Raw genomic sequence first — 21664 nt, 5'->3', positions numbered from 1 at the left:
GGGGTCCGGGGGTGTGAAACCCCCGGCCTTGCCCTTAAAAACTTACCCGCGATTGCGTTTCTCAAACCGGGGCAGCATCGCCGAGAAATCTTTGCCCAAGCCGTCCTCGTCTTCGACGAACTGCGCATAAAGTGCGCGGGCCAGTTCGCCCATGGGTGTGTCCGCATTGGCCATCTCTGCCGCCTGTTGCGACAAACCCAGATCTTTCAGCATCAACTCGGCGGCAAATCCGGGACGATAGTCGTTATCGGCAGGCGATGTCGGGCCAACGCCGGGGGCAGGACAATAGGCATTCATCGACCAGCTATAGCCGGATGAGGTGCTGACCACATCGAACATCTTCTGACGGTCCAGGCCAAGCTTGTCCGCCAGCGCAAAGGCCTCGCAGGTGGCGATCATTGTGACGCCCAGGATCATGTTGTTGCATATTTTGGCAGCCTGACCCGCGCCTGCATCGCCACAATGGACAGCCTTCTGACCCATGATATCAAAAAGGGGTTTTGCCTTGGCGAACGCCGCCTCGGTCCCGCCCGCCATGAATGTCAACGTGCCACCAGCCGCCCCGCCGATCCCGCCCGACACTGGCGCGTCAATCGCCATTATCCCCGCGTTTTCAGCGGCTTCCGAGGTGTTCTTCGCGCTTTCAACATCTACGGTCGAGCAATCTATAAATAGGGTCCCCGCCGCCATATGCGGGATCGCCTGTGCCGCCACCTGGCGCAGGATCGACCCGTTCGGAAGCATGGTGATGACCACGTCCATCCCTGCGACAGCCGACTGCATGTCCATCGCGACGCCAACGCCCTCCGCCGTTGTGCCTGCCACGTCAAAGCCGGTGACCTTATGGCCGGCCTTGGCCAGATTGGCAGCCATCGGCGCGCCCATATTGCCCAACCCGATGAAACCGATTTTTAATGTGCTCATGTCATTTTCTCCAGTTTAAGGGCATCTTTGCCCAAGGGTTGCAGCATCTTTCCGACCGCTGCGATGGGAACGTTCATATCCGCATATTGCCAGCTTGGGTTGCGGTCCTTGTCGATAATCGCAGCCCGGATGCCTTCCAGAAAATCGCCATGCTCCATCGCGCGGAAGGTAAAGCGGTATTCCAGATCCAGCGCCTTTTCGATGCTCAGCGACGGGCCGCGCAGGCGGTGGATCACTTCGATCGTGGCCGCCATGGCAAGCGGGCTCATCCGGCCCATCTTTTTCAGGCACTCCTGGGAAAATGGGCTGTCAGCCGCTTTGAGGGCGTTCAGCACGTCCATCAGCGCCTCTCCGTCGAAGACGGCGTTGATCTGGTCTTGGAGTGCGGCAAGGGTCGACGGGGGCGGCGTAGTCTTTACCTTGTCGAGCGTGCCGATATCTCCAGTTGTTTCAAGGGCTTCGATCGCCGCGGGCCAGTCTGCCTGCGGGATGTAAAGATCTGCGAAACCCGCAAAAATCGCGTCTTCACCAGACATGTGCGTGGCGGTCGTGCCCAGATATTCGCCAACGCGCCCCGGAGCCAGCGCCAGCAACAATGTGCCGCCCACGTCAGGCAGTAATCCGATGCCGCATTCCGGCATGGCGATCTGGCTGCTTTCCCCCACCACGCGGTGTGACCCGTGGCAGCCCAGCCCGACACCGCCGCCCATGGTAAAGCCCTGCAAAAACGAGACGACAGGCTTGGGGTAGGCAAAGATCTTGGCGTTGAGGCGGTATTCGTCTGCCCAGAATTTTCGCCCATAGCCATAGTCGCCCTTGGTCCCTGTGGCATAGAGTTCGGCAATGTCTCCGCCGGAACAAAAGGCACGGTCGCCGATCGCATCCAGTATGATCAGGTCAACGGAGTCATCGTCCAGCCATGCGTCAAAGGCATCTTCGATGGCCAGACACATGTCATAGGTCATTGCGTTCAACGCGTGCGGACGGGTCAGGGTGATCCGGCCCGCGCGTCCGGTGATGCGGATTGAAATATCGCTCATCTGTTTTTCAGCATGTCACGGGCGACGATGACGCGCATGATCTCATTGGTGCCTTCAAGGATCTGGTGCACCCGAAGATCGCGGACCAGCTTTTCGATGCCATAATCCGCAAGGTAACCGTAGCCGCCATGCAACTGCAGGCATTGATCCACGATCTTGCTACCGGCTTCGGTGACGAATTTCTTGGCCATGGCGCAGAACTTGGTTGCATCCGGCGCGCCGTTATCCAGCTTCCAGGCTGCCTGCCGCAGGAAGGTGCGGGCGGCCTGCAGTTCAATCTCCATATCCGCGAGCCGCCATTGCAGGCCCTGAAACTGGTCGATGGACTGGCCGAATGCCTTGCGGTCCCCCATGTAATCAAGGGTCGAGGTCAGCGCGGTCTGCGCAGCCCCCAGCGAACAGGCGGCGATGTTCAACCGGCCACCATCCAGCCCCATCATGGCATATTTAAAGCCTTTGCCTTCTTCACCCACCAGATTGCCGGCAGGGATGGTGCAATTGTCAAACTGGACCTGCGCGGTTGGTTGGCTGCGCCAGCCCATCTTATCCTCCAGCCCGCCGAAGGACAGACCATCCGTGCCGTCTTCGACATAGACGGTGGACACGCCCGCCGACCCGTTGTCCGAGGTGCGCACCATGGCGACATAGGCGTCGGAATAACCGCCGCCCGAGATAAAGGATTTCGTGCCGTTCAGGATGTAGCCGTCGTTGGTCCGGTCGCATTTCGTCTTGAGTGCCGCAGCGTCCGACCCCGATCCCGGTTCGGTCAGGCAATAGCTGAGCACGGTGTTCATCGACAGGACGTCGTCCATGATCCGGGCCTTCAGCTCATCGCTTGCGAAGCTGTCCAGCATCTTGGCGCACATATTGTGGATCGACAGAAAGGCCGCGACAGACGGGCAGGCCATGCTCAGCGCCTCGAACACCAAGGTCGCGTCAAGCCGTGTCAGCCCTGATCCCCCCGCGTCTTCAGAGACATAGAGACCGCCGAACCCCAGCTCGGCAATTTTGGGCCACAGGTCCTTCGGGATGGTTTCGTCTTTTTCCCATTGGCGGGCGAAAGGGGCGATATGTTCCTGGCCAAAGCCGTAAGCCATATCGAAAATGGCGGTTTGTTCTTCGGAAAGTGCGAAATCCATGGCGGTGATCCCTCCCAAGACCTGACGAAATGAACGCATGTTTAATTATAACGAGGCTTGCCGGTGACGCAAGCGGTCTGCGGGGGCCGTGACCCCCGCAGAAGATGGGTTATTCCATCGGTTTGAAGTTGAACTCGCCACCTTCCTTGATGCCCGAGGGCCAGCGCGAGGTCACGGTTTTGGTGCGTGTGTAGAATTTGAACGCATCGGGACCATGCTGGTTAAGGTCACCAAAGACGGATTTCTTCCAGCCGCCAAAGGTGTGATAGGCCAACGGCACAGGGATTGGCACGTTGATGCCGATCATGCCCACGTTGACGCGGTTCGCGAAATCGCGTGCTGCATCACCGTCGCGGGTAAAGATCGCGGTGCCGTTGCCCATCTCGTGATCCATCGCAAGGCCTAGAGCCTCTTCGTAGGTTTTGGCGCGCACGGTGGACAAGACGGGGCCGAAAATCTCGTGCTTGTAGATGTCCATGTCTTTGGTGACGTTATCAAACAGGTGAGGCCCGACAAAGAAACCGTCCTCGTAGCCCTGCAGTTTAAAGTCACGCCCGTCGACAACCAAGGTCGCGCCTTGATCGATGCCGGTTTGAACCAGACGTTCGATGTTGGCCTTGGCCGCAGCGGTGACAACAGGGCCGTAATCCACATCGTTGCCCGAGGAGTAGGGGCCGACTTTCAGCTTTTCGATGCGTGGGACCAGCTTTTCGATCAAGCGGTCTGCGGTTTCGTCACCCACAGGCACGGCCACGGAAATCGCCATGCAGCGTTCGCCAGCAGCACCGTAACCGGCACCGATCAGCGCATCGGCCGCTTGGTCGAGGTCGGCGTCCGGCATGATGATCATGTGGTTCTTGGCACCGCCAAAGCACTGGACGCGCTTACCATTCGCACAGCCCGTGCCATAGATATATTCGGCAATTGGGGTGGAGCCGACAAAGCCCACCGATTGAATGACGGGGTGGTGAAGGATCGCATCGACCGCTTCCTTGTCGCCGTTGACGACCTGGATGATACCTTTTGGCAGGCCCGCTTCTTCGAGCAGTTCAGCAAGCATCAGCGGAACGGACGGATCACGCTCGGACGGTTTGAGGATGAACGCGTTGCCGCAGACGATGGCGGGTGCGAACATCCACATCGGGATCATGGCAGGGAAGTTGAAGGGCGTGATGCCTGCGGAGACCCCCAAAGGCTGACGCATGGAGTACATGTCGATGCCGGGGCCTGCGCTGTCGGTGTAATCCCCTTTCAGCAATTCAGGCGCGCCGATGCAGTATTCGACGACTTCAAGCCCGCGCTGTACGTCGCCAGCGGCATCGGGGAGCGTCTTGCCGTGTTCGCGCGAAAGCGCTTCGGCCAGCTTGTCCATGTCGCGGTTCAGCAGGTCGACAAATTTCATCATCACACGCGCGCGGCGCTGCGGGTTCACGGCGGCCCAGGCGGGCTGTGCGGCCATGGCGTATTTCACGGCCTGGTCCATCTCGGCCTCGTTCGCGAGCGGGCATTTGGCCTGAACTTCGCCCGTTGCGGGGTTGAAGACATCGGCGAAACGGCCCGACGTGCCTTTGACATGTTCGCCGTTCAGATAGTGGGTGAGCTCTTGCATGGGAATCCTCCGGTTATGTTTGGGCGTACGATAGGCTTGCAAAAATGATTGTGAAAGGGGCATGAATTCAAAACTGTTTTGCGTTTTTGCAAAGTAGGGGGCGATCTCAGCCGGGTATGGGGGCCAGCCCCCGTCCTTACGGACTCCCCCGGAGTTTATTTGGCAAAATGAAGCGGAAAGAGGCGTTATGTTGGGAAATTGGGACGATCTACGGCTGTTTCTGGCGGTCGCCCGCGAGCAGAGCCTGTCGGGCGCGGGTAAGTTGGTGCGGCTGGATCCTGCCACATTGGGGCGGCGGATGGCGCGGGTCGAGAAGGGCCTGGGCGCGACGCTTTTTGTAAAATCACCCACGGGCTATGCGTTGACCGAGGCGGGGACGCAGCTTTTGGCGCGTGCCGAAGCGGCAGAGCAGACCATGCGGATGGCCACAGCCGGAGTGGCAGAGCCGACGGACCATTTGGGCGGACAGATCAGGATTGGCGCGCCGGACGGCTGTGCGAATTACCTTTTGCCACAGGTGTGCGCACGGTTGGTCGCGCAGCATCCGGGGCTGGACATCCAGATTGTCGCCTTGCCGCGGGTGTTCAACCTGTCAAGGCGCGAAGCGGATATGGCGATTGGGGTGAGCGCGCCCACGGCGGGTCGGCTGGTGGTGCAGAAAATTGCAGATTATCAGCTGCATCTGGCGGCGGCTGAAAGCTATCTGGCGGCGCATGACCCGATCGAGGGGATTGCCGATCTGCAGGCGCACCGGTTGGTAGGCTATATCCCTGATATGATTTTCGACCGTGAGTTGGATTATCTGGCCGAGCTGGGGATGACGCGGGTGCCGCTTGCATCAAATTCGGTGTCGGTGCAGGTCAATATGATCCGGCAAGGTGGCGGTGTCGGGATCGTTCATGATTTCTCGTTGCCGACAACACCCGGAGTTAAGCGGATTTTAACGGATCAAGTGTCTCTTTCGAGGGCGTTTTATCTGATCCGGCATGCGGATGATCGACGTAATCTGAGGTTGAGCCGCTTTGCCGATGCGCTGGCACAGGGGGTGCGTGCAGAAGTGATCCGCCTTGAGGCAAATACTTGACACGCAACAGTATTAAAGAGAACCTAGATTCAAGAGTAATAAAATTACGGAGGGTGTCCCATGCTTGTTTCACAAATCCTGAAAACCAAGGCGGATGACAGCGTGACCACGGTCAAGCCCGGGGTGCTGATTTCCGAGGCCGCCAAGATGCTGTCGGAAAAGCGGATCGGGACCTTGGTCATCTGCTCTGACGGGAAGACGCCTGACGGAATCCTGTCCGAGCGCGATATCGTTCGCGCCCTTGGCGTTCAGGGGGATGCCTGTCTGAATATGACCGTGGAATCGTTGATGACGAAGGAGCTGGTGACCTGCGGCACCGACGCGCGGTCGGACGAGATCCTGACCAAAATGACCGAGGGGCGTTTTCGCCACATGCCGGTTCTCGCCGATGGCGCACTGGTCGGGCTCATCTCGCTTGGGGATGTGGTCAAGGCGCAGTTGATGGAGCTTTCGATGGAAAAAGATGCCCTTCAGGGGATGATCATGGGTCATTGACGTTGCGAAATTACCGTTGCGTTTCCCACAGGTAAATGCTTGCTTGCGGCTGAATGTTTTTGATTAACGACTGGACTGCCCTATGCGCGTTGGCCTTTATCCCGGCACCTTCGACCCGATCACATTGGGCCATCTTGACATCATCCGGCGCGCGACGACGCTGGTGGACAAGCTGGTCATTGGCGTGGCGATCAACCGGGACAAGGGACCGCTGTTCGAACTGACTGAACGCGTGGCGCTGATCACCTCTGAATGTGCAAAGCTGCAAGAGGAGACCGGCGTCGAGGTCGTGGTTCACCCGTTCGAGAACCTGCTGATCAACTGCGCCCGTGATGTTGGCGCGCAGATGATCATTCGCGGGCTGCGCGCCGTGGCGGATTTCGAGTATGAATATCAAATGGTCGGAATGAACCGGAAGCTTGATGACAGCATCGAGACGGTGTTCTTGATGGCGGAGGCGGAACATCAGGCGATCGCCAGCAAGCTGGTCAAAGAAATCGCCCGTCTTGGCGGGGACGTCAGCAAATTCGTGACGCCCACGGTGAATGCCGAGTTGTTGAAGCGGTTTGCGAAATAGCTATATCGGCGCAGGCTGGCATCGCGAGGGGTGACTTGCGGTGACGGTGGCGGTACGTCGTCAGGTGTCTTGGGTGAGCCTGGCGAAAAAAGTCACCACCCCGACAGGATGCCTGTAAGGCGAGGGGATAAAGCGGTGCCAGCGCATATTTCCAATGCTGCTGTCACCGCCCCAGGTCCGTCAGGAAGTCAGGATTAGAGGAACTTCGCTATCACCCGCGAGGTGTCCAGCATCCGGTTCGAAAAGCCCCATTCGTTGTCATACCAGGCCAAAACACGCACCTGCGTGCCGCCCTGGACCGAGGTTTGATCCGTCGCGACCACGCAGGAATGCGCATCGTGGTTCAGGTCAACCGACACCAGCGGGCGGCTTTCCATCCCCATGATCCCCTTGAGCGGGCCATCAGCGGCGGTCTGCAATACGGCCTTGACGTCTTCGGCGGTAACCTCGCGCGATACCTCGATCACCAGATCGACGCAGGATACGTTTGGGGTCGGGACCCGAATGGCTGTGCCGCCGATGACACCGTCCAGTTCGGGGAGAACCTTGCCCAAGGTCTTGGCCGCGCCGGTCGTGGTCGGGATCATCGACAAGGCAGCAGCGCGCGCGCGATAAAGGTCGCTATGTGCCGTGTCATGGGTCGGCTGGTCGCCCGTATAGGCATGGATCGTGGTCATGTGGCCGTGGGTGATGCCAAAGGCGTCATTCAGCGTTTTGGTCAGCGGGGCCATGCAGTTTGTCGTACAGGATGCATTGCTCAGCACCGTATCATTGGCGTCGATCAGATCGTGGTTCACGCCGTAGACGATTGTTTTCATGGTATCTTTGCCAGGGGCCGAGATCAGCACACGCTTTGACCCGTTCGCAAGATGCTTGGCCGCACCGTCGCGGCTCACAAAGATGCCGGTGCATTCCAGCACAATGTCGACGTCGCCCCAAGGCAGGGCGGCAGGGTCACGTTCGGCGGTGACGCGGATCGGGCCCTGGCCTACGTCCATGGTGCCATCGCCCAGGGTGACGGTACGGCCATAGCGCCCATGCACCGAGTCAAATTCAAACAGGTGGGCGTTGGTTTCAAGCGGGGCCAGATCGTTGATCGCGACCACTTGCAGATCGTCTGCACCCTGTTCCATCAATGCACGCAGCACGTTGCGACCGATGCGGCCAAAGCCATTGATTGCGAGTTTGGTTGCCATGGGGCGTCCTCCTGTTCGTGTTTGCGCTAACATGAACCTGTGTGCGCAAGAGTCAACCGTTGCACGGCCAATCAGGGACAGGAGTTTGAAAAAGCTGTTCCAATTCGAAACAACGGTTTCCGATCAGCGCCAGAATGCGACCCATTCCAGCAGATCAAGGAACTTTTTGCTGAGGAATATCAGATGATCGCTGCCGTTCATCATTGTATCTACCACCAGCCCACCGACGATGAGGGTGGCCAAGACAAGGGCGATCGGGGTGTTCATGGGGCAGGGTCCTTGGGCGGCGTTCCCCTGATATGACAGGGCAACGCCTTTGCCGCAAGACTTAGCCCAGTTTGCCCATGGCAACGGCAACGTCTGCCATGCGCACGGAAAACGCCCATTCATTATCATACCACGCCAAGACGCGGACCATCCGGTTTGCCACGACCATGGTCTGGTCTGGCGCAAAGATCGAGCTGTGTTCCGTGTGGTTGAAGTCAATCGACACCTTCTGTTCGGGGTCATAGGCCAGAACACGACCCATCGGACCATTCGCAGCCGCCTGCATTGCGGCGTTGACCTCTTCCACCGTGACGTCGCGCGACGCACGGAAGGTCAGGTCGACAGCGCTGACATTAGGCGTGGGGACGCGCATCGCGGTACCGTCCAGCTTGCCCTTGAGCGCGGGCAGAACTTCTCCCAAGGCGGCGGCAGCGCCGGTCGATGTCGGGATCAACGCCATTGCGGCTGCGCGCGCGCGGTAGAGATCATCGTGGCGGCGGTCCAGGGTGGGCTGGTCGCCGGTGTAGCTGTGGATCGTGGTCATGATGCCGTATTCGATGCCGAACGCCTCGTGCAGCACCTTGGCCAGCGGGGCCAGACAGTTGGTGGTGCACGACCCGTTGGAAATCATCGTGTCAGAGGCGACAAGATCGCCTTCGTTCACGCCGTAGACCACGGTGCGGTCCACATTCTTGCCGGGGGCCGACAGCAATACGCGCTTTGCGCCGCGCTCAAGGTGCACATTCGCCTTGTTGCCATCGTTGAATTTGCCGGTGCATTCCAGAACGACATCACAGCCGTCCCAGTTCAGTTCCTTCATGTCGTAGGTGGACATGACCTCCATCGGGCCACGACCCAGATCCAGCGTCCCGTTGCCTACCTTGACGTCGTTCGGGAAACGCCCGTGCACGGAGTCGTATTTGATCAGATGCGCTGCAGTCTCGAGCGGGCCGGTGGCATTGATGCGCACGACCTCGATATCGTCACGGCTAGAGGCTGCGATATGCGAAAGAGTACAACGGCCGATGCGGCCAAATCCGTTGATACCGACTTTGATGGTCATGAAATACGTCCTTAGGGCTGAATACGGGCGGGGTTGCGCGATCTATATCTGCAGGCCGATCAAAGGTTAAAGGTCTAAAACCCCCTGAATTCGGGATGTTAGCGTTAAATGTTTGTGTTAGCGGAAACGGTAACCTCGGCTTTGGCTTTGCCTTCGTCGCAGGCTGCGCTATTTTGTCTCGAAATGAATATGGAGAGTGTTGATGAGTGGTTTGCTGGCCCTGTTGGATGATGTTGCTGCGATAGCCAAGGTGGCGGCGGCCAGCGTGGATGATGTGTTCGGCCAGGCGGCCAAGGCCAGCGCCAAAGCGGCAGGTGCCGTGATTGACGACGCTGCCGTGACGCCGAAATATGTTCATGGTTTCGAGGCAAATCGCGAACTGCCGATCATCTGGCGGATTACCAAAGGATCTCTCAAGAACAAGCTGGTTTACCTTCTGCCTGCCGGATTGCTGCTGTCGAATTTCGCGCCTTGGGCGATCCCGCCCTTGCTGATGTTGGGCGGTGCCTATCTGTGTTTCGAAGGAGCCGAGAAAATAGCCCATGCTTTGGGTGTCGGCGGGGCAGGCCACGTTGATCATCCGGGCAAAGGGGCGGTCATCGAGGACCCTGCGCATCTGGAAGAGCAAAAGGCGGCAGGGGCGATCAAGACGGACTTGATTCTGTCTGCCGAGATCATGACGATCGTCCTGTCCAACCTAGAAGTGTCGAACGCCTGGATGGAAGCAGGGGCATTGGCCGCAGCGGCCGTAATCATCACGGCTGCGGTCTATGGATCGGTCGCGCTGATCGTAAAGATGGACGATCTGGGACTGTATATGGCGAAAAATGCCAGCTTGGGCGCGACCCGCAGTGTCGGCCGCGCCATCGTACGCGGCATGCCCTATTTCCTGAAGGCACTGACGATCGTCGGCACGGCGGCCATGCTGTGGGTTGGCGGATCAATCATCATTCACGGGATGGAGGTCCTGGGCTTTGGCACGCTGGGCCATCTGATCCACGATTATGCCGCCAATATCGGACACATGGTACCGTCGTACGAAGGGGCCGTCGAATGGACTGCCAAGGCGGCAATGGATGGGATCTTTGGTCTGGCGCTCGGGCTGGTCCTGATCCCCATCGGGGAAAAGATCATCACGCCGCTTTGGCGCGCTGTCTTCAACCGGTCGGCACCAAAGAAAACCGCCGCCTGATCGGGGGCGAGGTGAAAAGGTCAGATGTTGCGGATGGTTGTTGTTCCGCGCGTCTGGCTGCGCACATAGATCGCCGCAAGAAGCAGCATCGCGAGTTGTCCGGTAACGGCATAGGCCATGAACACGGCAAGGATGCCGTAGCCTGCGCCAAAACAGGTGAGGCCGCCAAGGCTTCCGCACACGATGCCGTATAGAATATATGCTGCACCCATGTTCTGCCAATCCCCGTTCAACGTCATGCCCGATAGGACCCCTCCAGAGCTCTCACGGCTCAACTCAGGGCTGTTAAAGGGTAACATTCAGCAATTTGAATAAAGTTTCAAGGATTTTGTTTTCTGGGCAAGAAAATTACTTAACTCCAACTAAAGGGTTAAATCCGGACTGAATAAGAAGGGGGGGGCACAGGGCCCCCCTCAAATTTTGTTACAAAAGCGCCTTGGCCTTGTCGGCGACGTTCTGCGCCGTAATGCCGAACTTTTCAAACAGCTCTTCCGCAGGGGCAGAGGCTCCGAAGCGGTCCATACCGACGAAGTCGGCTTTGTTCCATTTGCCGCGTTCCCCTGTCAGCCACCGGTCCCAGCCTTGGCGCACGGCTGCTTCGACACCGACACGCACGGGGCCGGCGGGCAGCACGCGGCGGCGATAGGCTTCGTCCTGTTCAGCGAACAATTCCATGCAGGGCATGGACACGACGCGGGTGCCGATACCTTGCTCTTGCAAGATATCACGCGCTTTCAAGGCAATCTCGACCTCGGAACCCGTAGCGATCAGGATCACCTGACGTTTGCCTTCGGCGTCGGCCAGCACATAGGCACCCTGTTCGGTAAGGTTCTTGTTCTTGTGCTCAAGCCGCACGGTTGGCAGGCCCTGACGGGTCAGCGACAGCACCGATGGCGTGTTCTTGGACGTCAGCGCGATTTCCCAGGCTTCGGCGGTTTCGACCGTATCGGCGGGGCGGAATACATAGGTGTTCGGCGTCGCGCGCGAAATGGCAAGGTGCTCCACAGGCTGGTGTGTCGGGCCATCTTCGCCCAGACCGATGCTGTCATGGGTCATGACAAAGACCGTGGGGATCTGCATCAACGCGGCCAGACGCATTGCGGGGCGGGCGTAGTCGGTAAAACACATGAACGTGCCGCCGTAGGGACGGATGCCGCCGTGCAGCGCCATGCCGTTCATCGCCGATGCCATGCCGTGTTCGCGGATGCCCCAATAGACATAGCGCCCACCGCGGTTGTCGATGTCGAACACACCCAGATCAGCCGTCTTGGTGTTGTTCGACCCGGTCAGGTCTGCCGACCCGCCCACGGTTTCCACATAAAGCGGGTTCAACACCTCAAGCGTCTTTTCGCTGCTCGCGCGGGTGGCAAGCTTTGGTGCCGCTTCGGACATCTGCTTTTTGAAGGCTTTGATGGTCGCGCTCAGCTTTTTGGGCGCGTCACCGGCAAGCGCGCGGTTGAATTCTTCGCGTTTGGCGCGCGACATGGTATCGAAACGCTCTTCCCACGCCTTACGGTCTGCTGCGCCGCGCGATCCGATGGCTTCCCATGCGGATTTCACATCTGCGGGGACTTCGAATGGGCCGGTCGTCCAGCCATAGGCGGCTTTTGCCGCCGCCATCTGATCGGCGTCGGTCAAGGCACCGTGGCCCTTTGACGTGTCCTGCGCCGCGTGACCCAGAGCGATGTGGGTCTTGCACGCGATCATCGAGGGCAGGTCGCTTTTGCGTGCCTCGGTCAGGGCCGCGTCGATTTCATCGGGGTTGTGACCGTCGATTTCAATCACATGCCAATCGGCGGCCTTGAAACGCGCCACCTGATCGACGGTGTCGGACAGGCTGACCGGACCGTCGATGGTGATGTTGTTGTTGTCCCACATCACAATCAGCTTGCCCAGCTTGTGACGTCCGGCCAAGGCGATCGCCTCTTGGCTGACGCCTTCCATCAGGCAGCCGTCACCGGCGATCACATAGGTGAAGTGGTCGACGATCTTCTTGCCGTATTGCGCGCGCTGGATTTCTTCGGCCATGGCAAAGCCGACAGAATTGGCGATGCCCTGACCCAGCGGGCCAGTGGTCGTTTCAATCGCATCGGCAAGGAAGTTTTCCGGATGACCCGCAGTGCGCGCGCCCATCTGGCGGAAGTTCTTGATCTCTTCGAGAGGGAATTGCGCATCGCCCACAAGATGCAGCAGCGAATAGATCAGCATCGACCCGTGGCCCGCCGACAGGATGAACCGGTCGCGGTCCGGCCACAGGGGATTGGCCGCGTCGAACTTGAGGTGCTTTTCAAACAGAACTGTCGCCACATCCGCCATGCCCATCGGCATGCCCGAATGGCCAGAATTGGCAGCGGCGACGGCGTCCAGCGTCAGGGCGCGAATGGCGGTCGCTTTGGACCAATGCTCAGGGTGGGCTTTCGCAAGGGCGTTCAAATCCACGGGGGCTGCTTCCTTATATCAGGGCAAGAGTTCGCGCGATCAATACCAGCCACCCCGCAAAGATCAAGGGCAACGGGGGCAGGGGCGCGGACCACATCAAAAGCCCCCGCCAAAGCGTTGTTCTTAAAGGGGCAGTAATTCGCTTCCCGTTTGGGTAGGATTGTCCCAAACCACGTTGACCACCGATTCGATGGTTGGCACAGTAGAGAAAAGACGTTTCAACGAGGATCCGTGGATGAGTGACATAGAAGAAGTACAAGGCCGCATCATGGCTGCGATGGAACGCGCGTCGCGCGGTCTGGAAAAACTGGCCGCCGCCAAGGAAGATGTGCCCGACCTGTCCCAGGAGCTTGAAGAAGAACGCCTGGCCAACGCCCAGTTGGAAGAGCGTGTCAAAGCCTTGAAGTCCCAGATTGAAACGCTGACCGCCGACACGCAGGCACAACTGGAGCAGACAAAGGCGGAATTGGCGCAGGCGCAGGCCAAACTGGCCGAGGCTGATGGCCATGCCGGCCAAGCCGCCGCGACCCACGAAAGGATCTCTGCGCTGGATGTTGAATTGCAACGGGTTCGCCAGCACAATTCGCAGCTGTCCGACGCTTGCGCTGCCTTGCGGGCCGCCAATGCCGAAGGCGTGGGCGATGCGGATTTGATCAATGCCGCGATGCAGGCCGAACTTGCCGCCTTGCGCGCCGCCCGCAGTGTCGAGCGGGCCGAAACGGCCGCGATCCTGGCGACCCTCACCCCCCTTGTCGAAGCCGCGCAGGAGAACGCCTGATGCCCGAAGTTATCATTTCCATCGGCGGTCGCCAGTTCGAGGTCGCTTGCCAGGAGGGCGAGGAAAGCTATCTGCATGCCGCCGCCAAGATGCTGGACGACGAGGCGCAGATCCTGTCGGACCAGGTCGGCCGGATGCCCGAAGCGCGCATGCTGCTGATGGCCGGTCTGCTGCTGGCTGACAAGACCGCCAGCGTCGAAGACCAAGTCGCCGAAGTGCGCGCCGAACTGGCAGAGCGTGAAGCGGAGTTGGCCGGGCTGCGCAATGTGGTGGTCGAACCGACCCGCGTCGAAGTTCCTGTGATCCCTGCGTCGGTGCAGGATGGCATGGCCGAGATCGCTGCCCGCGCCGAAGCGCTTGCCGCAGAAGTCGAGGAAAAAGCCGCAGGTTAGATGTTTAGGTCGGTTGGTCGTCTCCGCAGGGCTGTGGCCAATCGCGATGACACGATAGGTGCGCCCGAAATCTGACGCTGGTGATAAAACTTGATGCTTGGGTCCCGCTCAAATGCCTTGATTTCGTTATTGTAGTCGGCGCTTGCTTGCTCTGTGCGTTTGCATGCACATTTTGGTCATTCAAAGTGGGTGGCACCTTCATCTGCGCTATGAATACGATTTCATTGATCTTGTCACAGAATGGCGGTTCAGGTGTCGAAAAAAATAACGCCCATAAAAGGCGTCGTCATGGGCCAAAGCTTGGGCAGCGGTCCTCTTGTTCCTACAATGGGGCGACAGCCGACGGTATTGACCAACTGACCCGGCATTTCGAAGCCCGCACTCAAGTACCCGTCGAGGTGTTGCAAGCCTCTGCGTCGTCCACGTCATTGCTGCGGCGGTACCGAAGCCGCAGGTCATGGTGGGACGAAGCCGCCCATCAGCCGGGTCGCCAGCTTTAACAGACCACGTTCCTTCACCCGGAGGCGGACATCGTCCTCTGGTCACAAGGCGAACGTGATGCCGAGGATGCCGCGCTTGATATCGAAACCTATGAGAGATCGCTGAGAGAGTTCTTTAACTATCTGCGGCAAACCTACCGCTGCTTCGTCATCTGCAATTTCATCGGTCGGCGGATCGGGGGCAATGACCATACGACGCAAAGCGTACTTCAGGCACAGCGGCGGGTCGTCGCCGCGCTGGATTTTGCCTTTGAAGGGGCAGAGCAATATCACGTCGATCTCGTCGACGCAGTGCATCCCGATAATGCGGGGTTTCGGGTGATTGGTGCATCGTCAGGTCATGCGATCGCAGCTGCGTGCCTGAACGAACCGAATGACCACCCGATTGTCAGCCATGTCGAAGCCTCTGAAAACATTTTCATCTTTCACCTCGCTGGCGTAAGGAAATGGGCGATGAACGGGACAACGGTGGACCGCCCGATTGAAATCATGCCCTTGAAAGGGGGCAGCCAGTTTTCGGTCATCAGTACAAGAACCGGCACACTGACCCCGTCTGCCACGTTTTTCGATCCTGCCGAAAACGAGGTTTATCTGGTCTTCGAAACCCCGCTTGAGCCGATGGCGGCTGAGCTGAGGGCCTATGTCGCCTATGGTGCATGCTCCGACCCTGAACGGTCCCGCCTTCTGACAGAGGCATCGGCGTTGAAGCGACCCGTTCGCCGCGATGCCTTGCCCCTCGATTTCGTGCACTGAACAGGGGCGCGACGGATCTGGCGCGCGCTAAAGCCTCCGCATGAAAAAACGGCGCTCCTGAAAGGAACGCCGCTTTGGTCTGCCAGCCTTAAATCGGACTTTAGCCGTTGGCTTCGCGGATCTTGTCAGCGGCGTCTTTGTCATAGGCCACGCCGCTTTCGGCAAACAGCGCATCCAGTTCGCCCGACAGGGTCATTTCCGTGATGATGTCACAGCCGCCGACGAATTCGCCTTTGACATAAAGCTGTGGCACGGTGGGCCAGTCGGAGAAATCCTTGATCCCCTGGCGCAGAGCTTCGTCAGCGAGCACGTTCACATCGGCGAATTCGACTTCCATATAGTTCAGCACCCCTGCCACGCGGGACGAGAACCCGCATTGCGGCATCGCCTTGGTGCCTTTCATGAACAGGACCACGTCATTCGTGGTGATGGTCTCTTTGATCTGTGTTGCAACGTCGGTCATTTTGATTTGTCCTTCGGTATAAAGCGTTTAGCGTATTCTTGCGGGTCGCGGGGAATGCGGTAGGTGGTCTGGTGTCCGCCCCCGCCACCGCCAGAGTGATAGGTTGTCTCGATCTCGTGATAGCCTTTGCCGGGGGGCGATCCGCGTTCGGTGCCGCGGGTGTGTCGCAAGGCCTGAAGGCCGCGCAGCACCGCCACGATCAACACCAACACGCTTAGGATTGCCACCAGCGTCAGGTCCATCGCGTCAGTCCGGTGCTTTCGTCGTCAGCGCCAGCGCGTGCAATTCGCCGCTGGGTCCGTCCATCTTGCCCTTGAGCGCGGCATAGACGGCACGCTGTTGCTGAACGCGGTTTTTGCCCCGAAAGCTTTCGTCAATGACCATCGCAGCCATGTGGACGCCGTCATTGCCTTGGACTTCGATGGTGGCGTTCGGGAAGGTTTCGCGCAAAAGCGCTTCGATATCGGGGGCTTGCATCGGCATGGGGCGGGCTCCGTCTTGGGTGTATTCCAGCAAGATGTAGTGGTCCGTGTGTCCGCGTGCAAGATAAGTCATCACAAGTCGTCACGCGATTGCACGTTGAGCGTTTGCGTGCCACGCATTACAAATTAAGGCAACAGAGGTTTGGGAGGCTTTGGGCATGGATATTTTCGAAGACGCTCCGGAACGGGCCTATGCGTGGGCGCAAGCGGGGCGTGGTGCGGCGCTTGCGACCGTAGTGGAAACATGGGGGTCGGCCCCGCGCCGTGTGGGCGCACAGCTGGCCATTTCGGGCGACGGTGAGATGCAGGGATCGGTTTCGGGCGGTTGCGTCGAAGGGGCCGTGGTCGTCGAGGCGCTTGAAGCGATCGAAGAGGGCACATCGCGGTTGCTTGAATACGGGGTCAGCGACGGGGACGCCTTTGCGGTCGGGCTGGCCTGTGGTGGCAAGATCCGCGTGTTGGTGGAACCCGTCGGCGATCAAGGCATGCCGTTTGATATCCTGCGCGATCTGGTCGCTGCCCGCGCGGCACGCCAGCCTGTGGGCTATCAAGTCCGCCTGACGGGCGGCGGTGCACGTCTGGTGACGGACGGCTATGACAACCGCTTTCGCATGGACCGCTCCGGCTTCGAAGAAGACGGCGATACCTTCGTCGCGATCCACAATCCGCCGTTGCGTCTGGTGATTGTCGGGGCCGTCCATATTGCGCAGGCCTTGGTCCCGATGGCGCAGGTGGCAGGGTTTGACGTCGTCGTCATCGATCCGCGCGAAGCCTTCGGATCGCAGGCGCGGTTTCCGGACGCGCGCGTGATCAACGATTGGCCCGATGCCGCGCTGGAACAGCTCGGTGTCGATACCCGGACCGCCGTCGTGCTGCTGACCCATGACCCCAAGCTGGACGACCCCGCGCTGCACATCGCGTTGAAATCAAAGGCGTTCTACATCGGTGCCCTGGGGTCGAAACGCACGCACGCATCGCGGGTGACGCGGTTGCAAGAAGCGGGCTTCACGGATGCGGATATTGACCGTATCGCGGGCCCTGTGGGGTTGGACATCGGGGCCGCGGGTCCGCCCGAAATCGCGGTTTCCATCTTGGCGCAAATGATTCAAAGCCTGAGGAAACCGTGAAATTCGGCAAGGTTCCCACGGCAGATGCGCTTGGCGCGCTGCTGGCGCATTCCGTCGCCCTGCCACAGGGGCGGCTGCGCAAGGGCGTTGTGCTGGACGCCGACCATCTGGCGCAACTGCGCGCGGCTGGCATTGATGCGGTGACGGTGGCGCGTCTGGCCGCTACGGACGTGGATGAAAACACCGCCGCTGCGCGGTTGGCCCAGGCCCTACTGGCGGATCACCCGCATCTAAGCCAGACCAAAGCCTTTACGGGGCGGGTTAATTTGCTGGCCGATGGGCCGGGGGTCGCCGTGCTGGATGTGGCGGCGCTCGAGGCCGTGAATGCGGTGCATCCGATGATCACGCTGGCCACCGTGCCGCCGTTCCAACAAATGCGCGCAGGCGGTATGGTCGCCACGATCAAGATCATCTCGTATGGGGTGGACGAGGGCGACCTGATCCGTGCCTGCGACGCGGGCCGGGGGGGCATCCGTCTGGCCGACCCCCAGCTGCCGGACGCCACGTTGATCATCACCGAAATTGATGGCGGCGCAGGGGACAAGGGCCGCAAGGCGATCGCAGACAGGCTGGCCGCCCTGCGGGTCACCCTGAAAGATGTGGTGATGGTGGGCCATGACGTGTCGGCGCTAAGTCAGGCGATCGCAGCGGCGGACACGTCCTTGATCCTGATCCTGACCGGTTCGGCGACGTCGGATATCGACGATGTGGCCCCGTCCGCATTGCGCGCAGCGGGGGGGCAGGTGGCGCGCTTTGGCATGCCGGTGGACCCGGGCAACCTGCTGTTTCTGGGCACCCTCGGCGCGCGACAGGTCATTGGCCTGCCGGGGTGCGCGCGGTCGCCTGCGTTGAACGGCGCGGACTGGGTGTTGTCGCGGATCGTCTGCGGAATTGCGGTCACGCCCGGTGATATCGCGGGCATGGGCGTCGGCGGATTGCTCAAGGAAATCGCGACACGGCCGCAGCCCCGACGGGGATAGTTTCGGGGCGCGGCAGCGCGTAAATTTTCAAGCAATATTATGCAAATTGCGGAGTTCACGCAAAATTTCGGTTCTCACGCGGCAGATGCCGTGCTTAACTCCTCTCAACGAGATCAAGAATACCTAAGGGAGGAACTCTATGACACAGGTCAAAATGACCGTGAACGGCAAATCCGCGTCTGGCGACGTCGAGGGCCGCACGCTTCTGGCGTCGTTTCTGCGCGACAATCTGAAATTGACCGGCACACATATCGGCTGTGACACCAGCCAATGTGGTGCATGCGTGGTGCATGTGAACGGCGAAGCGGTTAAATCCTGTACGATGCTGGCGGTCGAGGCTGACGGTGCCGAGGTCATGACGATCGAATCCGTGGCCAATGCCGACGGGTCGCTGAATGTAATCCAGCAAGCGTTTCAGGACCACCACGGCTTGCAATGCGGGTTTTGCACCCCCGGCATGGTGATGTCCGCATCCGCGTTGCTCAAGGAAAACCCCAAGCCGACAGAGGCCGAAGTGCGTCATTATCTGGACGGCAACATCTGCCGCTGCACCGGCTACCACAACATCGTCAAGGCGATCCTTGCAGCGTCCGGTCAGGACGTCAGCGCGCTGGCGGCTGAATAAAACTAGGGGTGCGTCCGCCCGTGCGAGGAGGCACGGGCGGACGCAGGGACCCCGCGACGAAAAGACGAAAAGGCGTATCCCTGCGGTTCTGGGTGGCGCCACACCAACAGAATAAAACCAGAAAATGCGACGGTGCGCGACAAAGCCGCACCCCATAGGGAGGAAATACTATGCCAAAGGATGGCGGAATTGGTGCCAGCAGCAAGCGGCGCGAAGACATCCGGTTTTTGACCGGTGAAGGTAATTATACCGACGATATCAATCTGAACGGGCAGGCCTATGTGTTCTTTCTGCGCTCGGATATCGCGCATGGGGTCCTGAATTCGGTTGATACCTCGGCGGCCGAAGCCATGCCCGGCGTCGTCAAGATTTTCACCGGCGCGGATTTCGAAGCGGTGGGGTCGATCCCTTGCGGCTGGCAGGTCACGGACAAGCATGGCGAAGTCATGCAAGAACCGCGCCACCCCGTTCTGGCCCACGGCAAGGTGCGCCATGTCGGCGAACCGATTGCGGCGGTCGTGGCTGAATCGCTTTCGGAAGCGCACGACGCCGCCGAGGCGATCGTAGTGGATATCACCGATCTGCCTGCCGTCATCGACATGAAGGAAGCCGTCAAGGAAGGCGCACCCAAGCTGCATGACGATCTGACATCGAACCTGTGCTATGACTGGGGCTTCGTCGAGGAAAACAAGGGCGCTGTCGATAAGGCATTCGAAGAAGCGGCCCATGTCACCACGCTGGAACTGGTCAACAACCGTCTGGTTGCCAACCCGATGGAGCCGCGCGTGGCTGTCGGCGACTATGCCCGTGGCACCGGCGATCACACGCTTTATACCACCTCGCAAAACCCGCACGTCATCCGTCTGCTGATGGGGGCATTCGTGTTGGGCATTCCGGAACACAAACTGCGCGTTGTCGCCCCCGATGTGGGCGGCGGTTTTGGCACGAAAATCTTTCACTACCAGGAAGAAGCGTTCTGCACATTCGCTGCCAAGGCTTGCAACCGTCCGGTCAAATGGACCTCCAGCCGGTCGGAAGCCTTCATGTCGGATGCCCATGGCCGCGACCACGTGACCAAAATCCAGATGGCGCTGGACAAGGACAACAACTTTACAGCTTTGCGCACGGACACCTATGCGAACATGGGTGCCTACCTATCGACCTTTGCACCATCGGTTCCCACATGGCTGCACGGCACCTTGATGGCGGGCAACTACAAGACGCCGCTGATCTATGTGAACGTAAAGGCCGTGTTCACCAACACTGTGCCCGTCGATGCCTACCGTGGCGCGGGCCGCCCCGAAGCGACCTATCAGCTGGAACGGCTGGTCGATAAATGCGCGCATGAACTGGGCGTTGATCCGATTGCCCTGCGCCGCCAGAACTTTATCACCGAATTCCCTTACGCCACCCCTGTGGCGGTGGAATATGACACCGGCGATTACGTGGCGACGATGGACAAGCTGGAAGAAATTTCCGACATCGCGGGCTTTGCTGCGCGCCGCAAGGAATCCGAGGCCAAAGGCAAGCTGCGCGGTTTCGGCGTGAACTGCTATATCGAGGCCTGCGGCATCGCGCCGTCGAACCTTGTTGGTCAACTGGGAGCGCGCGCCGGTCTCTACGAATCCGCCACGGTGCGGGTGAATGCAACCGGTGGTCTGGTGGTCATGACAGGTTCGCACAGCCACGGTCAGGGTCATGAGACGGCATTCCCGCAGGTGATCGCCGAGATGATCGGCATCCCGGAGGACATGATCGAGATCGTGCATGGCGACACGGCCAATACGCCGATGGGGATGGGCACTTACGGGTCGCGTTCGCTTGCCGTAGGCGGATCGGCCATGGTGCGGGCGACCGAAAAGATCATTGCCAAGGCCAAGAAGATCGCGTCCCACCTGCTCGAAGCGTCCGAGGGCGATATCGAACTAAAGGACGGTGCGTTCAGCGTTGCGGGCACGGATAAATCCGTGGCCTGGGGGGATGTGACCCTGGCGGCTTATGTGCCGCATAACTATCCGCTGGAAGACATCGAACCGGGTCTGGAAGAGACGGCATTCTATGATCCGTCCAACTTTACCTATCCATCCGGTGCCTATGCCTGCGAAGTCGAGCTGGACCCGGAAACCGGTCAGGTCACCATCGAACGGTTTTCAGCGGCAGATGATTTTGGCAATATCGTCAACCCGATGATCGTCACCGGTCAGGTCCATGGCGGGCTTGCGCAGGGGATCGGTCAGGCGTTGATGGAAAACTGTACCTATGACAGCGACGGCCAGCTGCTAAGCGCATCCTACATGGATTACGCGATGCCACGCGCCAGTGACGTGCCGTTCTATACGGTGGATCATTCCTGCCAGACCCCTTGCACGCACAACCCCCTGGGCGTGAAAGGCTGCGGCGAGGCGGGCGCGATCGGGTCGCCGCCTGCGGTGGTCAATGCAGTGCTGGATGCGATGCGGTCGGGCGGCAAGGATGTGGGTCACATCGACATGCCCGTGACGCCCGCGCGTGTCTGGGCGGCGATGAACAGTTGATTTGA

At 59.7% G+C, this 21664-nt stretch carries 24 protein-coding genes; 11 read left to right on the top strand and 13 right to left on the bottom strand.

What is annotated here, in order from left to right; all coding sequences use genetic code 11:
- Positions 1-42: 42 nt before the first annotated feature.
- From mmsB to RGAI101_RS04675, 4 genes are all read right to left on the bottom strand, one after another.
- Positions 43-924, bottom strand: coding sequence for a 3-hydroxyisobutyrate dehydrogenase (gene mmsB / locus RGAI101_RS04690; protein ID WP_008225751.1), 882 nt, complete (start codon positions 922-924; stop codon positions 43-45).
- Positions 921-1964, bottom strand: a complete 1044-nt coding sequence (locus RGAI101_RS04685) for an enoyl-CoA hydratase/isomerase family protein (RefSeq protein ID WP_008226996.1) — start codon at positions 1962-1964, stop codon at positions 921-923. The genes mmsB and RGAI101_RS04685 overlap by 4 nt, the downstream gene beginning before the upstream one ends.
- Positions 1961-3103, bottom strand: coding sequence for an acyl-CoA dehydrogenase family protein (locus RGAI101_RS04680; protein WP_037227403.1), 1143 nt, complete (start codon positions 3101-3103; stop codon positions 1961-1963). Before RGAI101_RS04680 ends, RGAI101_RS04685 begins: the two co-directional genes overlap by 4 nt.
- 109 nt (positions 3104-3212) lie before the next feature.
- The gene (locus RGAI101_RS04675) at positions 3213-4712 is read right to left on the bottom strand and encodes a CoA-acylating methylmalonate-semialdehyde dehydrogenase (RefSeq protein WP_008225022.1); all 1500 of its coding nucleotides are present in this window, start codon (positions 4710-4712) and stop codon (positions 3213-3215) included.
- Between the two features lie 187 nt (positions 4713-4899).
- Between RGAI101_RS04675 and RGAI101_RS04670 the strand changes: the two genes are divergently transcribed.
- The 3 genes from RGAI101_RS04670 (at position 4900) to coaD (ending at position 6868) form a co-directional block, all read left to right on the top strand.
- Positions 4900-5796 (top strand): LysR family transcriptional regulator, encoded by an 897-nt coding sequence (locus RGAI101_RS04670; RefSeq protein WP_008227403.1) that lies wholly within the window; start codon positions 4900-4902, stop codon positions 5794-5796.
- A gap of 60 nt (positions 5797-5856) precedes the next feature.
- Positions 5857-6291 carry a CBS domain-containing protein gene (locus RGAI101_RS04665; RefSeq protein WP_008227648.1) on the top strand — a complete coding sequence of 145 codons (435 nt, stop codon included), beginning with the start codon at positions 5857-5859 and terminating at the stop codon, positions 6289-6291.
- 82 nt (positions 6292-6373) lie between these two features.
- A complete protein-coding gene (gene coaD, locus RGAI101_RS04660) occupies positions 6374-6868 on the top strand; it encodes a pantetheine-phosphate adenylyltransferase (RefSeq protein ID WP_008225701.1) in 495 nt (164 codons plus the stop codon).
- A gap of 194 nt (positions 6869-7062) precedes the next feature.
- Here the strand turns inward: coaD and gap (RGAI101_RS04655) are convergent, their stop codons facing one another.
- The 3 genes from gap (RGAI101_RS04655) to gap (RGAI101_RS04645) all read right to left on the bottom strand — a co-directional run bounded on the left by gap (RGAI101_RS04655) (position 7063) and on the right by gap (RGAI101_RS04645) (position 9394).
- The gene (gene gap / locus RGAI101_RS04655) at positions 7063-8064 is read right to left on the bottom strand and encodes a type I glyceraldehyde-3-phosphate dehydrogenase (protein WP_008228902.1); all 1002 of its coding nucleotides are present in this window, start codon (positions 8062-8064) and stop codon (positions 7063-7065) included.
- A 123-nt stretch (positions 8065-8187) separates the two neighbouring features.
- Complete coding sequence (locus RGAI101_RS22100; protein ID WP_008225414.1) at positions 8188-8331, bottom strand: hypothetical protein; 144 nt, start codon at positions 8329-8331, stop codon at positions 8188-8190.
- Between the two features lie 61 nt (positions 8332-8392).
- Positions 8393-9394: a type I glyceraldehyde-3-phosphate dehydrogenase gene (gap, locus tag RGAI101_RS04645; protein ID WP_008225918.1), complete on the bottom strand. Its 1002-nt coding sequence runs from the start codon at positions 9392-9394 to the stop codon at positions 8393-8395.
- Positions 9395-9596: 202 nt separating this feature from the next.
- On the opposite strand from gap (RGAI101_RS04645), the gene RGAI101_RS04640 reads away from it, so the two are divergent.
- Positions 9597-10586 (top strand): DUF808 domain-containing protein, encoded by a 990-nt coding sequence (locus RGAI101_RS04640; RefSeq protein WP_008229333.1) that lies wholly within the window; start codon positions 9597-9599, stop codon positions 10584-10586.
- Positions 10587-10606: 20 nt separating this feature from the next.
- Here the strand turns inward: RGAI101_RS04640 and RGAI101_RS04635 are convergent, their stop codons facing one another.
- A complete protein-coding gene (locus tag RGAI101_RS04635) occupies positions 10607-10825 on the bottom strand; it encodes a hypothetical protein (RefSeq protein WP_008225600.1) in 219 nt (72 codons plus the stop codon).
- Between the two features lie 184 nt (positions 10826-11009).
- A complete protein-coding gene (gene tkt / locus RGAI101_RS04630) occupies positions 11010-13025 on the bottom strand; it encodes a transketolase (RefSeq protein WP_008227238.1) in 2016 nt (671 codons plus the stop codon).
- A gap of 235 nt (positions 13026-13260) precedes the next feature.
- Here tkt and RGAI101_RS04625 point away from each other — a divergent pair, with 235 nt between their 5' ends.
- Both RGAI101_RS04625 and RGAI101_RS04620 read left to right on the top strand, forming a co-directional pair.
- Entirely contained in the window at positions 13261-13803 is a 543-nt protein-coding gene (locus RGAI101_RS04625; protein ID WP_008226679.1) for a hypothetical protein, read from the top strand.
- On the top strand, positions 13803-14195 hold the full coding sequence (locus tag RGAI101_RS04620) for a cell division protein ZapA (RefSeq protein WP_008225157.1): 393 nt from the start codon (positions 13803-13805) through the stop codon (positions 14193-14195). The genes RGAI101_RS04625 and RGAI101_RS04620 overlap by 1 nt, the downstream gene beginning before the upstream one ends.
- 542 nt (positions 14196-14737) lie before the next feature.
- Here the strand turns inward: RGAI101_RS04620 and RGAI101_RS04615 are convergent.
- Positions 14738-14992, bottom strand: a complete 255-nt coding sequence (locus tag RGAI101_RS04615) for a hypothetical protein (RefSeq protein ID WP_037227400.1) — start codon at positions 14990-14992, stop codon at positions 14738-14740.
- A 21-nt stretch (positions 14993-15013) separates the two neighbouring features.
- Here RGAI101_RS04615 and RGAI101_RS04610 point away from each other — a divergent pair, with 21 nt between their 5' ends.
- On the top strand, positions 15014-15448 hold the full coding sequence (locus RGAI101_RS04610; RefSeq protein WP_157044630.1) for a hypothetical protein: 435 nt from the start codon (positions 15014-15016) through the stop codon (positions 15446-15448).
- Positions 15449-15548: 100 nt separating this feature from the next.
- Here the strand turns inward: RGAI101_RS04610 and grxD are convergent, their stop codons facing one another.
- The 3 genes from grxD to RGAI101_RS04595 are packed head-to-tail and all read right to left on the bottom strand — an operon-like array spanning position 15549 to position 16394.
- A complete protein-coding gene (gene grxD / locus RGAI101_RS04605; RefSeq protein WP_008225200.1) occupies positions 15549-15911 on the bottom strand; it encodes a Grx4 family monothiol glutaredoxin in 363 nt (120 codons plus the stop codon).
- Positions 15908-16153, bottom strand: a complete 246-nt coding sequence (locus tag RGAI101_RS04600) for a hypothetical protein (RefSeq protein ID WP_008228019.1) — start codon at positions 16151-16153, stop codon at positions 15908-15910. The genes grxD and RGAI101_RS04600 overlap by 4 nt, the downstream gene beginning before the upstream one ends.
- A gap of 4 nt (positions 16154-16157) precedes the next feature.
- The gene (locus RGAI101_RS04595; protein WP_037229034.1) at positions 16158-16394 is read right to left on the bottom strand and encodes a BolA/IbaG family iron-sulfur metabolism protein; all 237 of its coding nucleotides are present in this window, start codon (positions 16392-16394) and stop codon (positions 16158-16160) included.
- 157 nt (positions 16395-16551) lie between these two features.
- On the opposite strand from RGAI101_RS04595, the gene RGAI101_RS04590 reads away from it, so the two are divergent.
- The 4 genes from RGAI101_RS04590 to RGAI101_RS04575 all read left to right on the top strand — a co-directional run bounded on the left by RGAI101_RS04590 (position 16552) and on the right by RGAI101_RS04575 (position 21659).
- Positions 16552-17520, top strand: a complete 969-nt coding sequence (locus tag RGAI101_RS04590; RefSeq protein ID WP_008228216.1) for an XdhC family protein — start codon at positions 16552-16554, stop codon at positions 17518-17520.
- The gene (locus RGAI101_RS04585) at positions 17517-18500 is read left to right on the top strand and encodes a molybdopterin-binding protein (RefSeq protein ID WP_008225573.1); all 984 of its coding nucleotides are present in this window, start codon (positions 17517-17519) and stop codon (positions 18498-18500) included. Before RGAI101_RS04590 ends, RGAI101_RS04585 begins: the two co-directional genes overlap by 4 nt.
- A 139-nt stretch (positions 18501-18639) precedes the next feature.
- Positions 18640-19125: a (2Fe-2S)-binding protein gene (locus RGAI101_RS04580; RefSeq protein WP_008225993.1), complete on the top strand. Its 486-nt coding sequence runs from the start codon at positions 18640-18642 to the stop codon at positions 19123-19125.
- A gap of 170 nt (positions 19126-19295) precedes the next feature.
- Positions 19296-21659, top strand: a complete 2364-nt coding sequence (locus RGAI101_RS04575; RefSeq protein WP_008225553.1) for a xanthine dehydrogenase family protein molybdopterin-binding subunit — start codon at positions 19296-19298, stop codon at positions 21657-21659.
- Positions 21660-21664: the final 5 nt, after the last annotated feature.

Origin of the sequence: Roseobacter sp. GAI101, from assembly GCF_000156335.1 — a bacterium.
In the GTDB taxonomy this organism is placed as follows: domain Bacteria; phylum Pseudomonadota; class Alphaproteobacteria; order Rhodobacterales; family Rhodobacteraceae; genus Sulfitobacter.
The sequence above is the reverse complement of the archived record's forward strand: the minus strand, read 5'-3'. Positions and strand labels throughout refer to the sequence as shown.